Below are 13,155 nucleotides of genomic sequence, written 5' to 3'. Positions count from 1 at the left end.
TCAAGAGGTCTGGCCTGCGGCTTTCCCTCACAACCGAACATATCTCGCCCGGACGGATGTCGTCACCCTCTACCGCGGCGTACCTCCGTTCAGGTGAATTCGACCTCTCAATACCTGCAACGACGCAAGTTTCCTGTCAGTTCCGGTTTATTTCGAAGGAGGCCGGCGATGCGGCGACGACAGCCGCCCGGACCACGTCCCGGTCCGTCCCCGTGTTCTCGTCGCCCTGGTCGTTCCCGCAGTCCGCGTCGTTCTCGTTGTCCGTGTCGTTCAAGCTGTCCGTGTCGATCAAGTTGTACGTGTCGTTCAAGCTGTCCGTGTCGGTCGGGCGGTCCGTGTCGTTCACGTCGGTCGTGTCGCTGTCGTCGGCGCGGTCGGCACCGGCCGCTCCCGTCGGGCGGGCGGCTCGCCGTCCCGCTCCCGGTCGTCCCGGTCCGTTCCGTCGTTGCCCTCTCCCTTCCCCTGTCTCACCCGTGTACACGAGCGCGGGCGCCGGAATGCTCGAAGAGACGGCAGGAATGCTCGAGCCGGAGGCCGGGCCGCCGGCCGTATCCGGCCAACCGTGCAGGACGCCCACGTCACCGGGACGGCCGGACCGTGTCGCCGCACGCACCGCGCGCGCGGCCTCGGCCAGCGAGGCACCCGTCGTCATCAGGTCGTCGACGATCACCACCCGTCCCTCGGACAGCAGCCGGCCGGTGCCGGGAGCCACCGCGAGCGCACCGGCGAGGTTGGCCAGCCGCTGCCGGGCGTCGAGCCCCGACTGGTCGGCCACGTCCCGCCGTTGCCGCAGCGCGGGAAGTACCTGGGCGGGTACCCCCGCACGCCGGAGCTCACCCGCGGCGGCGAACGCGATTCGCCGGGCGGGGTCGTGGCCGCGGGCGCGCACCGCCCGCCGCGCGGACGGCACCGGCACGAGCAGCACGCGGGACCGGCGCGCGAGCCGGCCTCCGGGCGCCGTAAGGGCCGCCCGGACGGCGCCCGCCAGTGCCTCGCCCAGCGGTGCGGCCAGGGCGAGGGCGCCGCGCTCCTTGTGGGCCAGCAGCGCGGCACGCACCTCGTCGGCGTACCGGGCCGCCGCGTGCACCGGCGGCAGCCCGGGCGGCCGGGGCTCCGGCATCACCCGGCGCGGCGGGGTCCGGCCCAGCGCCGTCCGGCACCGCGGGCACAGCACCGCACGCGGTCTGCCGCACCCGCCGCATTCGGGCGGGAGCACCAGGTCGGTGAGGTCCTGCCACCAGGCGCGCATGAGGCCACTCTGCCCCGGCCCACCGCGCCCGGCCAGCCCTGTGGAAAACCCCCCGCACGATTCCGGGCCGGGTCCCGCGGGCCTGAACCGCTCACCCCGGATAGACCGGGGCCGTCCCCTTCGTGATCTTCTGCCACTGCGACGCCGAGGGCAGCCGGACGATGCCGTCCACCGAGTACGCCACCAGGGGCACCTTGTCGTCCGGGGAGGCGGTGACCGCCTTGACGCCGGTGAGGGCCGCGGGCTGCTGGATGTCCGGGGTGGACCCGTCGACCTCGACGTAGCGCATCTGCTCCACGCCGCCCTTCTCGCGTCCCACCACGACGAGGCGGCTGTCCCCGGTCCACGACATGGCGGTGACCTGCTCCAGCTCCGGGGCCGCGGAGCGCAGTTCCAGCACGGTGACCGGCGAGCGTTCCGCCGTGCCGCCGTCCGGCCTGCTGCGTTCGATCCGCCCGATCAGCAGGGAACGCCGGTCGCCCTTCTCCACGACGAGCGCGATCCGCACGCCGTCGGCGGCCACCCGCACCGACTGGATCCGGCCGTCGAGCCCGGGGGTGCGCACCTCCATCGGCTCCCCCGCGCCCTCCTCCAGGAGCAGCAGCCGGGGTGCCGCGGGATTGCGGTCCGCCACCCACAGGCCGCCCCGGGCGTCCCAGCTGGGGGCCGTCAGCCGGTCGGCCTCGGTCTTGCCGGTGCTGCGCAGCACGGGCTCGCCGAGCGAGCCGCCGGACACCAGCGACCCCACGTACAGCGACTTCCCGTCGACGGCGACCCCGGCCGCGGTGTGCTCGTCCCAGGCCACGGCCACCGAGCGCAGCTGCTTCTCCCCCTCGCCGAGCGCACCGGGGACCGGTTCGGGTTCGGTGTCGTCGGAGCCCGCGGCGATCCGTACCGCCCGCTGGTCCTCGTCGAGGAAGTACAGGTACTCGGGGCTGTGCAGGGAGCCGCGGGTGGCCACGGCCTCCGCGCTCTCCTGGGCGAGGGAGCACAGCTCCTTGTCGCCGGAGCGCAGCTCGACCTCCTCCACGGCGGGCGTGGGGCTGCGGACGGTGAACAGCAGCTGGGCGGCCATCTCCTCGCACCGGCCGGTGCCGACCTCGGCGGCCTTGCCGTTGAGCGGAACGACCAGCCGGCCGCGGTCGTCGGGGGTCAGCGAGCCGGCGCCCTTCGCCAGCGCCGTGCCGGTGGGGAAGCTGGAGCGCACGACCGGGTCGAGCCAGGTGGTGGGGCCGGCCAGGAGCGAGCGCACCATCTGGGTCGTGGGGTCCACGTGGCTGCGCACGTAGACGGGGTCGGCGACCGCCATGGGCGGCTCGTTGCGGGTCGCGCCCGCGGTGTTGGAGGCGAAGTAGAACTTGTTGACGGACATGTAGTTGCGCTCGAAGTCGGACTGGCCCATGACGACGCCCTGCGGCACGATGTCGATCCGCCACTGCCGGGTCTCGGCGTCACGTATGAGGCGCAGCAGCTTGTTGTACTCCCCGGAGGACGGCGAGAACGCCTGCTGCGCGTCCACGGTGGCGACCTCGCGGCCGGTCAGCGTGAAGGCGACGTGCTCGTCGTCGTCCTGGACCGGGGCGCGGGCGGCCGCGTCCGGCCCGTCGGCCAGCACGGTGGTGGAGCGTTCCGGCTGCCAGTTCTCGGCGGCCCTGGGCGTCAGGTACATCCGGGCGGTCTTGTACTGCGGGTCGTCGCTGGTCAGCGCCTCGAGGAAGCCCTGGACGATCTGTGTGGGCGTCGCGTTGTCGCTCGGCGGCATGGCGAACACCCGGACCTGGGCGTCGCGGCGGGGGGTGGACTCCACGCCCCGCAGGTCGCCGTTGTCCGGCATCGACGCGCACCCGGCCAGCAGGACGGCGCCACCCGCGGTGAACACCGTCGCCCGCCTCGTCGCCCACCGGCCGCGCCGCACGCGCTCACCGCCGCCCACGCGAAGCCTCCTCGTCCCTGGTGCGGGCCCTGTCGCCGTCCCCGTCACCGTCGTTGCCATGCCCGTCCCCGTCGTCCCGCGTGCCGTCCGTGGCCGCGGTGCCCGCCGTGTCCCGGGCCTCGCTCCGGGTGCCGTTGCCGTTCGCGGCGCCGTTCGAGCCGGGGGCGTGGCCGCGGTCCGGTCCGGATGCCGGGCCGTGCGGTCCGGGGTCCGTCGGAGTGCCCGGCCCGGGGTCCGTCGGGGTGTCCGGCTCTTCCGGCTGCTCCTCCGTCCGGCGGGCGGCGGGGGCGGGGCGGGAGACCACGCGCGCGCCGTTGCCGGGCAGCGCCGTCGGGTCGGCCGTGGGCGGCTCGGCGGCCGTCCGCGGCACGAGCGGGTCCCGGGCGGCCTGGGCCTGCCCGGCCGCCTGGGGCGGCTGCACGGGCACCGTGGCCCGCTTCTCGCCGTGGCCGCCCCGGGGCAGGCCGGCGTCGTCCAGTCCGCGGTTGCGCCGCGAGTCCTTGGGTTCCAGGGCGATCGGGGAGCCGCGCAGCGGCTCGTCGGCGGTCCTCGGCAGCGTCAGCCGGAACTGCGACCCGCCGCCGGGCTCGCCCCAGGCCTGGAGCCAGCCGCCGTGCAGCCGGGCGTCCTCCAGGGCGATGGACAGCCCCAGGCCGGTCCCGCCGGTGGTGCGGGCCCGGGCCGGGTCGGCCCGCCAGAAACGGCTGAAGACGCGGGTGGCCTCGCCGGGCTTGAGCCCGACGCCGTAGTCCCGTACGGCCACCGCGACCGCGCCCCCGGCGGCCGCCAGGCGCACGACGACGTCCTTGCCCTCGCCGTGTTCCACGGCGTTGACCACGAGGTTGCGCAGGACGCGTTCCACGCGACGGGCGTCGGCCTCGGCGACGACGGGCTGCTGGTCGCCCAGGATCCTGATGCGGGTGCCCTTGCGTTCGGCGAGCGGTTCGGCCCCGCCGACCACGCGCCGGACGACCTCGCGCAGGTCTATCGGCTCTGCTTCCAGTGCCGCCGCGCCCGCGTCGAAGCGGCTGATCTCCAGGAGGTCCGCGAGCAGCGACTCGAAGCGGTCCAGCTGGTCGGCGAGCAGTTCGGCGGACCGCGCGGTCACCGGGTCGAAGTCCTGGCGGGCCTCGTGGATGACGTCGGCGGCCATCCGCACCGTGGTGAGCGGCGTGCGCAGCTCGTGCGACACGTCCGACACGAACCGGCGCTGCATACGGGACAGCTCCTCCAGCTGGTTGATCTTGAGCTGGAGGTTCTGGGCCATCTTGTTGAACGCCTCGCCCAGCCGGGCGATGTCGTCCTCGCCGGTGACCTTCATCCGTTCCTGGAGGCGTCCGGCGGACAGCCGCTCGGCGATCCCGGCCGCCATCCGCACCGGGGTGACCACCTGCCGCACGACGAGCCAGGCGATGGCCCCGAGGAGGACGACGACGAACAGTCCGGCGGTCGCCAGGGTGCCCTTGACCAGGCTGAGCGACTTCTCCTCCTGGGTGAGCGGGAAGAGGTAGTACAGCTGGTAGGGGTCGCCGTTGGGGTCGTTGACCTGCTTGCCGATGACGAGCCCGGGCTGGGACTCCTCACCGTTGAAGTAGACGATCCGCGTGTAGCTCTGGGCCGCCGCGGTGTTGCCGTTGACCCGTTCCCGCAGGGCAGCGGGCACGCTCTGCGCCGGGTCGACGTGCCCGGAGGCGCGCGGCCCGCGCCCGCCGCCGCTCTCGACGCCGGCCGGCAGGGTGACCACGTCGAAGGCGCCCTGACCGCCGCTGGAGAGAGACTCCACGAGGTCGCTCATCCACTGGATGACGCTCGTCGGGCGGGCCCCGTCGACCGTGGTGGCGTCGTCGGTGACGCTGGCCGCCTCGTCGGACTTCTGCTTGGCCACGGCGAACCCGCCGGTGGCCTGGCTCTGCGACGCCTTGACCTTGGCGTCGAGCAGGCCGTTGCGCACCTGGCCGATCACCACGAAGCCCAGCAGCAGGACGACGCCCATGGACATCAGCAGCGTCGTGGCGACGACCTTCAGCTGGATGTTGCGGCGCCACAGCCGCATGACGGGCAGCAGCGGCCTGCGCACCCAGCGCATGAACAGCCGGACGACCGGGCTGCCCTGGACGCCGCCCTGGAGCAGCCCGCTCTCCAGCAGACGGCTCCAGCGGGAGCCCGTCGTCCTCCGGCCGACAGGCCGCCCCGGACGGCCCCCGGAGCGGCCGGACGCCGAAGCGGCGCTGTCACCGGACATGTCAGCTCGGTCCTGCCTTGTACCCGACGCCACGGACGGTCACCACGATCTCCGGCTTCTCCGGGTCCTTCTCGACCTTGGAGCGCAGCCGCTGGACGTGCACGTTCACCAGCCGGGTGTCGGCCGCGTGGCGGTAGCCCCAGACCTGCTCGAGCAGCACCTCGCGGGTGAACACCTGCCAGGGCTTGCGGGCCAGGGCGACCAGCAGGTCGAACTCCAGCGGGGTCAGCGCGATCGACTGCCCGTCCCGCTTCACGGAGTGTCCGGCCACGTCGATCACCAGGTCGCCGATGGCGAGCTGTTCCGGTGCCGGCTCCTCCGACCGGCGCAGCCGCGCGCGGATGCGGGCGACCAGCTCCTTCGGCTTGAACGGCTTCACGATGTAGTCGTCGGCACCCGATTCCAGGCCCACGACGACGTCGACCGTGTCGCTCTTGGCCGTGAGCATGACGATGGGTACGCCGGACTCCGCCCTGATCAGGCGGCAGACCTCGATGCCGTCCCGGCCGGGGAGCATCAGATCCAGCAGCACCAGGTCGGGTTTGGCCTCGCGAAAAGCGGCCAGCGCCTTGTCACCGTCGGCTACGAAAGACGGCTCAAAACCCTCACCACGCAGCACAATGCCGAGCATCTCGGCCAGTGCGGTGTCGTCGTCGACGACAAGGACTCGTCCCTTCATAAACGACATCATCCCATTAGCTAATCGTTACCTGGCGTGACCTGGCACACAGCTCGGCCAGGGCCTCGGTGGTCACGGGCGACACCGCGCCCTCTTCGGTGACGATCGCCGTCACCAGTTCCGGTGGTGTCACGTCGAACGCCGGGTTGTACGCCTGGGTCCCCAGGGGTGCCACCGGGATCCCGCCTCCCGCCTCCACTCCGGCCACCGGCACCTGGGGTGCTGTGATCTCGGTCACTTCATGACTGGAACGCTGCTCGACCTCGATGGCCGCCCCGTCCGGCGTCGTCGGATCGACCGTCGTCAACGGTGCCACCACGATGAACGGCACATGGTGATACCGCGCGAGCACCGCGAGCGGATAGCTCCCCACCTTGTTCGCCACCGAACCGTCGGCCGCGATGCGGTCCGCCCCGACGAGCACCGCGTCCACCTCGCCCGCCGCGAACAGCGATCCGGCCGCGTTGTCGGTGAGCAGGGTGTACGCCATGCCGCTGCGGGCCGCCTCGTACGCCGTCAGGCGAGCACCTTGCAGCAACGGACGCGTTTCGTCCACCCACAGGCGCCTCAGCCGTCCCGTCCGGTGCGCGGCGAGGGCCACCGCGAACGCCGTCCCCTCACCGCCCGACACCAGCGAACCGGTGTTGCAGTGCGTGAGGATCCGGTGCCCGCCGCCGGGCAGCATCTCGTCCAGCAGCGCCAGCCCGTGCTCGGCCATCCGGGCACTGGCCTCGGCGTCCTCCCGGTGCAGCTGCCGCGCCGCGGCCAGCGCCGCCCCGGCCGCCTGCCGCGGGTCCCCGGTGCGGGTGAGCGCCGCCCGGAAGGCGTCCCGGGCCCGGTGCACACCGACCGCGAGGTTCACCGCGGTGGGCCGGGCACTCTCCAGCGCCGACGCCGCGTCGTCCACGTCGTAGCCCCGGACGGCGGCGAGCGCGACGCCGTACGCCCCCGCGATGCCCAGCAGGGGCGCCCCGCGCACGGCGAGCGAACGGATCGCCTCCACCAGGGCGGACGCGTCCGTGCAGACGAGTTCGACCTCCTCGGCGGGCAGCCTGGTCTGGTCGAGCACGACCAGAACGGGCCCTTCGGGTGGCTCGTCCCAGCGGATCGCCGGGATCTCGGTCGGCCGCTGGGGGTCGCCGCGGTGCGCGTACTGATCAGCCATGCCGCCAGTCTGCCCCCTGGGGCGCGGACAATTGAAGGTGTGCAGGTCCGACCTCGCCCGGACCGGGCACAACCACCCCATGGCACGATGGCTGCCACACTGCCGCCGCACCCGCGGACGGGCACCGTGAAGGAGCGATGATGAACGACACTCCGGGCTGGGCCTCGCCCGGATCCACCCCGTCCGACGGTCAGGAACCGTCCGCGTCCGGCCCCGCCGGGCCGACCGGGCAGCCGGCGCAGCCCGATCAGCCGGACCGGGCCCCCGACGGACCGGGCGTGAAGTGGTCGAAGGAGCAGCCGCCCCCGAGCCAGTGGTCCGCGCCCACCGGCCCGCCGGGCGCCCCGGGCCACGGCCAGGTCCCCCCGCCCCCGCCCGGTCCCGGCTGGGGCGGCCCGCCGCCCGCCGGCGGACCCGGGGGCGCACCGGGCGGCTGGGGCTACGGCTGGGGCGGGCCCCCGCCCGCCGCCAAGCCCGGCGTCATCCCGCTGCGCCCGCTGGGCGTCGGCGAGATCCTGGACGGCGCCGTCTCCACCATGCGCACCTACTGGCGCACCATCCTCGGCATCTCGCTGACCGTCGCCGTCATCACCGAGGTCATCAGCGTCCTCGTGCAGGGTCTGGCCCTGGACAGCAGCAACACCGCGATCCTCGAGGACCCGGACGCCACCCTCAGCGAGGTGACCGGCGTCCTGGGCGACCTGATGCTCGGCTCGGTCGTGCTCTACGTGATCGTGCTCCTGGGCACCGTCGCCGCCACCGCCCTGCTCACCACCGTCACCAGCCGCGCCGTGCTCGGCCGGCCGGTCACCATCGGCGAGGCGTGGCGCGACGCCCGTCCCCAGCTCCTGCGGCTGCTGGGCCTGATGTGCCTGCTGCTGCTGATCACCGCCGCGGTCGTCACCGTCGGCGCGCTGCCCGGCCTGCTGGTGGGCCTGGCGGGCGGCGGTGGCGGGGCCGCCATCGCCCTCACCGTCCTCGGTCTCCTCGGCGCCGCAGTCGTCGCCGTGTGGCTCATGGTCCGCTTCTCGCTGTCCTCGGCGGCGCTGATGCTCGAGAAGCAAGGCATCGTCAAGGCGCTGAGCCGCTCCGCGAAGCTGGTCCGCGGCGCCTGGTGGCGTGTGTTCGGCATCCAGGTGCTGGCGGCCCTCCTCAGCGGCCTCGTGGCATCGATCATCGTCCTCCCCTTCACCGTCATCGCCAGCACCTTCAGCGGAGACGGCGTCACCGGCTTCCTGGACAGCACCGGCGGAAACTTCGGCTGGACGTTCCTGATCATCACCGGCATCGGCTCGGTCATCGGCTCCACGATCACCTTCCCGATCACGGCCGGCGTCACCGTGCTCCTCTACATCGACCAGCGCATCCGCCGCGAGGCCCTCGACCTCGACCTGGCCCGCGCCGCCGGCCTCCACGGCCCCGGCCCCGACGCCACCCCGGGGGGCTGACGGGGTGATAGCCGCGGGGGGAATTCTCACATCGGTCCAGGCGATGCCGACGGCCACCGGCACCGCCGTACGCATCCTGACGGGCGGCGACGAACCGCCCGTCACCATCCCGCGCGACCCCGCGCGGGAGGCCGCCCGGCGCGAGCTGTCCAAGCGCATGTACCACGAGAACGACCCCAGCTGGTTCCACAAGGCCCTCAACGCCTTCTGGGACTGGGTGGGCGAACTCTTCGACGCCGCCTCCACCACCACCCCGGGCGGCACCCTGGGCCTGACCGTCGTCATCGCCGCCGTCATCGCCGTCGTGGGCGCCCTGTGGTGGCGCCTGGGCACCCCGCGCCGCCAGCCGGTCTCCGCGCCCGCCCTGTTCGACGACCGGCCCCGCAGCGCCGCCGAACACCGCGCCGCCGCCGAGGCGCACGCCGCCCAGGGCCACTGGAACCAAGCCGTCCAGGAACGCATGCGGGCCATCGTGCGCTCCCTGGAGGAGCGCGCCCTGCTCGACCTGCGGCCCGGCCGCACCGCCGACGAGGCGGCCACGGAGGCCGCCCGCGCCCTGCCCGCCCACACCGACCGCCTGCGCGCCGCCGCCCGCGGCTTCGACGACGTCACGTACGGCGGCCGCACCGCGACCGAGGAGGCGTACCGCGCCATCGCCGGCCTGGACCACGACCTCGAACGCAGCAGGCCCCGGCTCGCGGGCAGCACCGCCGGCGCCCACGGCACGGACCACGACACCAGCCGGGGAGCAGCCGGATGACGACCGAGGCCCCCCTTCCGTCCACCTCGGCCTCGCCCACCGCCCGCCAGGTGTGGACCCGCACGCGCGGCATCGCCCTCGCGCTGGTGCTGCTGCTCGTGGGCGCCGTCGTGATCGCCGTGGTCCGCGCCGACACCCGCCACGGCGCACTCGACCCGCGCTCCGCCGACCCGCACGGCAGCCGGGCCGTCGCCGAACTCCTCGCCGACCGCGGCGTGGACACCCGCGTGGTCACCACCCTGGAGGAGGCCGCCACCGCGGCCGGCCCCGACACCACGCTCCTGGTCGCCGTCCCCGACCTGCTGACCCCGTCCCAGCAGTCCCGGCTGCACGACGCCACCTCGGACGCCGGCGGCCGGACCGTGCTGGTCGCCTCCGGCAGCGCCTCCGTGGAACGCCTCGCGCCCGGCGTCACCGCCGCCCCGGCCACCAGCCGCGACTCCACGCTCTCCCCCGACTGCGCCCTGCCCGCCGCCCGCCGCGCGGGCAACGCCGACGTCGGCGGCCTCCGCTACACCACCACCCACGTCGCGGCCGACGAGTGCTACCCCAGCGAGCGCCTCGCCACCCTGCTGCGCATCCCGGCCGACACCGGCGACGGCGACACCGTCCTCCTCGGCTCCCCGGACATCCTCCTCAACGACAAGCTCGCCGAGCAGGGCAACGCCTCGCTCGCCCTCCAGCTCCTCGGCTCCCGCCCCCATCTCGTCTGGTACCTCCCCACGCTCGCCGACGCCTCCGCCGCGTCCGAGGACGGCGGGCGCAGCTTCTTCGACCTGATCCCCTCCGGCTGGCTCTGGGGCACCCTGCAGCTCTTCATCGCGGCAGCCCTGGCCGCCCTGTGGCGCGCACGGCGGCTCGGCCCGCTGGTGCCCGAGAAGCTGCCGGTCGCGATCCGCGCCTCCGAAACCGTCGAGGGCCGCGCCCGCCTCTACCGCCGGGCCGACGCCCGCGACCGCGCGGCCTCGGCTCTGCGCTCCGCCACCCGCACGCGCCTCGCCCCCCTCGTCGGCGTCCCCGTCTCCCAGGCGCACGCGCCCGAGGCCCTGCTCCCCGCCCTGTCCTCGCACCTCCGGGGTGACGGACAGTCCCTGCACGCGCTGCTGTTCGGCCCGCCGCCCGGCGACGACTCAGCCCTCATCCAGCTCGCCGACCACCTCGACGCCCTCGAAAGAGAGGTACACCGTCCATGATGGACCCGACCACTGACAACGCCGCGCACACCGGGGACCCGGCCGCCGCCCGGGCCTCCCTGGAAGCCCTGCGCGCCGAGATCGCCAAAGCCGTGGTCGGCCAGGACCCCGCCGTGACCGGTCTCGTCGTGGCCCTCCTGTGCCGCGGCCACGTCCTCCTGGAAGGCGTCCCCGGCGTCGCCAAGACCCTCCTCGTCCGCGCGCTCGCCGCCACCCTGGAACTCGACACCAAGCGCGTCCAGTTCACGCCCGACCTGATGCCGAGCGACGTCACCGGCTCACTCGTCTACGACGCCCGCACCGCCGAGTTCTCCTTCCAGCCCGGCCCGGTGTTCACCAACCTCCTCCTCGCGGACGAGATCAACCGCACCCCGCCGAAGACCCAGTCGTCGCTGCTGGAGGCCATGGAGGAACGCCAGGTCACCGTCGACGGCACCCCCCGCGCCCTCCCCGACCCCTTCCTGGTGGCCGCGACCCAGAACCCCGTCGAGTACGAGGGCACCTACCCCCTGCCCGAGGCCCAACTCGACCGCTTCCTCCTCAAGCTGACGATCCCGCTGCCCTCCCGCGAGGACGAGATCGACGTCCTCAACCGCCACGCGCAGGGCTTCAACCCGCGCGACCTGCGGGACGCCGGCGTCCGCCCCGTGGCGACCGCGGCCGACCTGGAAGCGGCCCGCACCGCGGTCGCCGCGACGACGGTCTCCCCCGAGATCACCGCCTACGTCGTGGACATCTGCCGCGCCACCCGCGAGTCGCCGTCCCTCACCCTCGGCGTCTCCCCCCGCGGCTCCACCGCGCTGCTCGCCACGGCCCGCGCCTGGGCCTGGCTGACCGGCCGCGACTACGTCACCCCGGACGACGTGAAGGCCCTCGCCCTCCCCACGCTCCGGCACCGCGTCCAGCTCCGCCCGGAGGCCGAGATGGAAGGCGTCACGGCCGACTCGGTCATCAACGCCGTCCTGGCCCACGTCCCCGTTCCGCGCTGATGGCACTCACCGGACGCGCCGCCCTCCTCGCGGCCCTCGGCTCCCTCCCCGTCGGCATCTGGGAACCCGGCTGGACGGGCATCCTCGCGGTCAACGCCCCCCTCGCGATCGCGTGCGCCTGCGACTACGCCCTGGCCGCACCCGTGCGCCGTCTCGGGCTGACCCGCTCCGGGGACACCTCGGTACGCCTCGGCGACAGCGCCGACGTCACCCTGACGGTCACCAATCCGTCGGGGCGTCCGCTGCGCGCCAGGATCCGGGACGCCTGGCCCCCGAGCAGCTGGCAGCCCGGCACGGGCCCGGAGGCGTCACGGCACCGCCTGCGCGTGCCCCCGGGCGAACGGCGCCGCCTCACGACCCGTCTGCGGCCGACCCGGCGCGGCGACCGCGTGGCGGACCGCGTCACCATCCGCTCCTACGGCCCGCTCGGCCTGTTCGCCCGTCAGGGCACCCACCGGGTGCCCTGGACGGTGCGGGTCCTGCCGCCGTTCACCAGCCGCAAGCACCTGCCGTCCAAGCTGGCCCGTCTGCGGGAACTCGACGGCCGCACCAGCGTCCTGACGCGGGGTGAGGGCACCGAGTTCGACAGCCTGCGCGAGTACGTCCCCGGCGACGACACCCGTTCCATCGACTGGCGTGCCACGGCCCGTCAGACGGCGGTCGCGGTCCGCACCTGGCGCCCCGAGCGGGACCGTCACATCCTGCTGGTCCTCGACACCGGCCGCACGTCCGCGGGCCGCGTCGGGGACGTACCCCGGCTGGATGCGTCCATGGACGCGGCCCTGCTGCTGGCGGCGCTCGCCTCCCGTGCCGGCGACCGTGTGGCGCTCCTCGCCCACGACCGCCGCACGCGTGCCCTCGTCCAGGGCCGCACCGCGGGCGATGTCCTTCCGTCCCTGGTCAACGCAATGGCCACGCTGGAACCCGAGCTCGTCGAGACCGACGCCCGTGGGCTGGCGGCCGCGGCACTGCGCACGACCCCGCGCCGTTCCCTGATCGTGCTGCTCACGACTCTGGATCCCGCGCCGATCGAGGAGGGTCTCCTCCCCGTCCTGCCTCGACTCACCCAGCGCCACACGGTCCTGCTGGCCTCGGTGGCCGATCCGCACATCGCCGACATGGCCACGGCACGGGGCACGACGGACGCGGTGTACGAGGCGGCGGCAGCCGCCCAGTCCCACGCCGAGCGCGAGCGCACCGCGGAACAACTGCGCCGGCACGGCGTCACCGTGGTCGACGCGACTCCTGACACTCTGGCGCCGGCCCTGGCCGACGCATATCTGGCCCTGAAGGCGGCGGGACGGCTGTAACCGCCGCCGAGCATCTCAACGCCAGGGAACGCGGGCTGGGCTGGGCGGTGGACGGAAGCCGCCCCTGCCATTCCCGTTCGTTTTCCCTTGGTCCTGAAACGCAGAAAGCCCCCGTGTCATCAGACACGGGGGCTTCCCCACAATTTGTTCGGCGGCGTCCTACTCTCCCACAGGGTCCCCCCTGCAG

At 74.0% G+C, this 13,155-nt stretch carries 10 protein-coding genes; 5 read left to right on the top strand and 5 right to left on the bottom strand.

The annotated features are described in order from the left end of the window. Nucleotides 1-136: 136 nt before the first annotated feature. The 5 genes from ACIRPP_RS19185 to mtnA form a co-directional block, all read right to left on the bottom strand. Nucleotides 137-1,249 carry a ComF family protein gene (locus tag ACIRPP_RS19185; protein WP_403644017.1) on the bottom strand — a complete coding sequence of 371 codons (1,113 nt, stop codon included), beginning with the start codon at nucleotides 1,247-1,249 and terminating at the stop codon, nucleotides 137-139. Between the two features lie 91 nt (nucleotides 1,250-1,340). Next, a complete protein-coding gene (locus ACIRPP_RS19180) occupies nucleotides 1,341-3,083 on the bottom strand; it encodes an LpqB family beta-propeller domain-containing protein (protein ID WP_403644619.1) in 1,743 nt (580 codons plus the stop codon). Nucleotides 3,084-3,168: 85 nt separating this feature from the next. Continuing rightward, nucleotides 3,169-5,424, bottom strand: a complete 2,256-nt coding sequence (gene mtrB, locus ACIRPP_RS19175) for an MtrAB system histidine kinase MtrB (RefSeq protein ID WP_403644014.1) — start codon at nucleotides 5,422-5,424, stop codon at nucleotides 3,169-3,171. 1 nt (nucleotide 5,425) lies between these two features. After that, on the bottom strand, nucleotides 5,426-6,115 hold the full coding sequence (mtrA, locus tag ACIRPP_RS19170; RefSeq protein WP_009188938.1) for a two-component system response regulator MtrA: 690 nt from the start codon (nucleotides 6,113-6,115) through the stop codon (nucleotides 5,426-5,428). 4 nt (nucleotides 6,116-6,119) lie between these two features. Next, complete coding sequence (gene mtnA, locus ACIRPP_RS19165; RefSeq protein WP_403644010.1) at nucleotides 6,120-7,268, bottom strand: S-methyl-5-thioribose-1-phosphate isomerase; 1,149 nt, start codon at nucleotides 7,266-7,268, stop codon at nucleotides 6,120-6,122. Between the two features lie 140 nt (nucleotides 7,269-7,408). On the opposite strand from mtnA, the gene ACIRPP_RS19160 reads away from it, so the two are divergent. From ACIRPP_RS19160 to ACIRPP_RS19140, 5 genes are read left to right on the top strand one after another with little or no spacing between them, the layout of a single operon-like run. Beyond that, nucleotides 7,409-8,716 carry a hypothetical protein gene (locus ACIRPP_RS19160; protein ID WP_403644007.1) on the top strand — a complete coding sequence of 436 codons (1,308 nt, stop codon included), beginning with the start codon at nucleotides 7,409-7,411 and terminating at the stop codon, nucleotides 8,714-8,716. A gap of 43 nt (nucleotides 8,717-8,759) precedes the next feature. Further along, complete coding sequence (locus ACIRPP_RS19155; RefSeq protein WP_403644004.1) at nucleotides 8,760-9,476, top strand: DUF4129 domain-containing protein; 717 nt, start codon at nucleotides 8,760-8,762, stop codon at nucleotides 9,474-9,476. After that, nucleotides 9,473-10,669: a DUF4350 domain-containing protein gene (locus ACIRPP_RS19150; RefSeq protein WP_403644001.1), complete on the top strand. Its 1,197-nt coding sequence runs from the start codon at nucleotides 9,473-9,475 to the stop codon at nucleotides 10,667-10,669. Before ACIRPP_RS19155 ends, ACIRPP_RS19150 begins: the two co-directional genes overlap by 4 nt. Then, nucleotides 10,669-11,658 (top strand): MoxR family ATPase, encoded by a 990-nt coding sequence (locus ACIRPP_RS19145; protein ID WP_203591825.1) that lies wholly within the window; start codon nucleotides 10,669-10,671, stop codon nucleotides 11,656-11,658. The genes ACIRPP_RS19150 and ACIRPP_RS19145 overlap by 1 nt, the downstream gene beginning before the upstream one ends. Further along, nucleotides 11,658-12,968 carry a DUF58 domain-containing protein gene (locus ACIRPP_RS19140; RefSeq protein WP_403643997.1) on the top strand — a complete coding sequence of 437 codons (1,311 nt, stop codon included), beginning with the start codon at nucleotides 11,658-11,660 and terminating at the stop codon, nucleotides 12,966-12,968. Before ACIRPP_RS19145 ends, ACIRPP_RS19140 begins: the two co-directional genes overlap by 1 nt. The last annotated feature ends 187 nt before the right edge of the window (nucleotides 12,969-13,155 follow it).

The sequence above is a fragment of the Streptomyces sp. NPDC101219 genome, assembly GCF_044767675.1.
Classification (GTDB): domain Bacteria; phylum Actinomycetota; class Actinomycetes; order Streptomycetales; family Streptomycetaceae; genus Streptomyces.
This window is presented reverse-complemented; position numbering and strand designations above follow the sequence as displayed.

Excerpts from the sequence above, each read along its gene's own strand:
- ACIRPP_RS19185 (WP_403644017.1), bottom strand. The coding sequence starts at position 1,249 with ATGCGCGCCTGGTGGCAGGACCTCACCGACCTGGTGCTCCCGCCCGAA.
- ACIRPP_RS19180 (WP_403644619.1), bottom strand. The coding sequence starts at position 3,083 with ATGCCGGACAACGGCGACCTGCGGGGCGTGGAGTCCACCCCCCGCCGC.
- mtrB (WP_403644014.1), bottom strand. The coding sequence starts at position 5,424 with ATGTCCGGTGACAGCGCCGCTTCGGCGTCCGGCCGCTCCGGGGGCCGT.
- mtrA (WP_009188938.1), bottom strand. The coding sequence starts at position 6,115 with ATGATGTCGTTTATGAAGGGACGAGTCCTTGTCGTCGACGACGACACC.
- mtnA (WP_403644010.1), bottom strand. The coding sequence starts at position 7,268 with ATGGCTGATCAGTACGCGCACCGCGGCGACCCCCAGCGGCCGACCGAG.
- ACIRPP_RS19160 (WP_403644007.1), top strand. The coding sequence starts at position 7,409 with ATGAACGACACTCCGGGCTGGGCCTCGCCCGGATCCACCCCGTCCGAC.
- ACIRPP_RS19155 (WP_403644004.1), top strand. The coding sequence starts at position 8,760 with ATGCCGACGGCCACCGGCACCGCCGTACGCATCCTGACGGGCGGCGAC.
- ACIRPP_RS19150 (WP_403644001.1), top strand. The coding sequence starts at position 9,473 with ATGACGACCGAGGCCCCCCTTCCGTCCACCTCGGCCTCGCCCACCGCC.
- ACIRPP_RS19145 (WP_203591825.1), top strand. The coding sequence starts at position 10,669 with ATGGACCCGACCACTGACAACGCCGCGCACACCGGGGACCCGGCCGCC.
- ACIRPP_RS19140 (WP_403643997.1), top strand. The coding sequence starts at position 11,658 with ATGGCACTCACCGGACGCGCCGCCCTCCTCGCGGCCCTCGGCTCCCTC.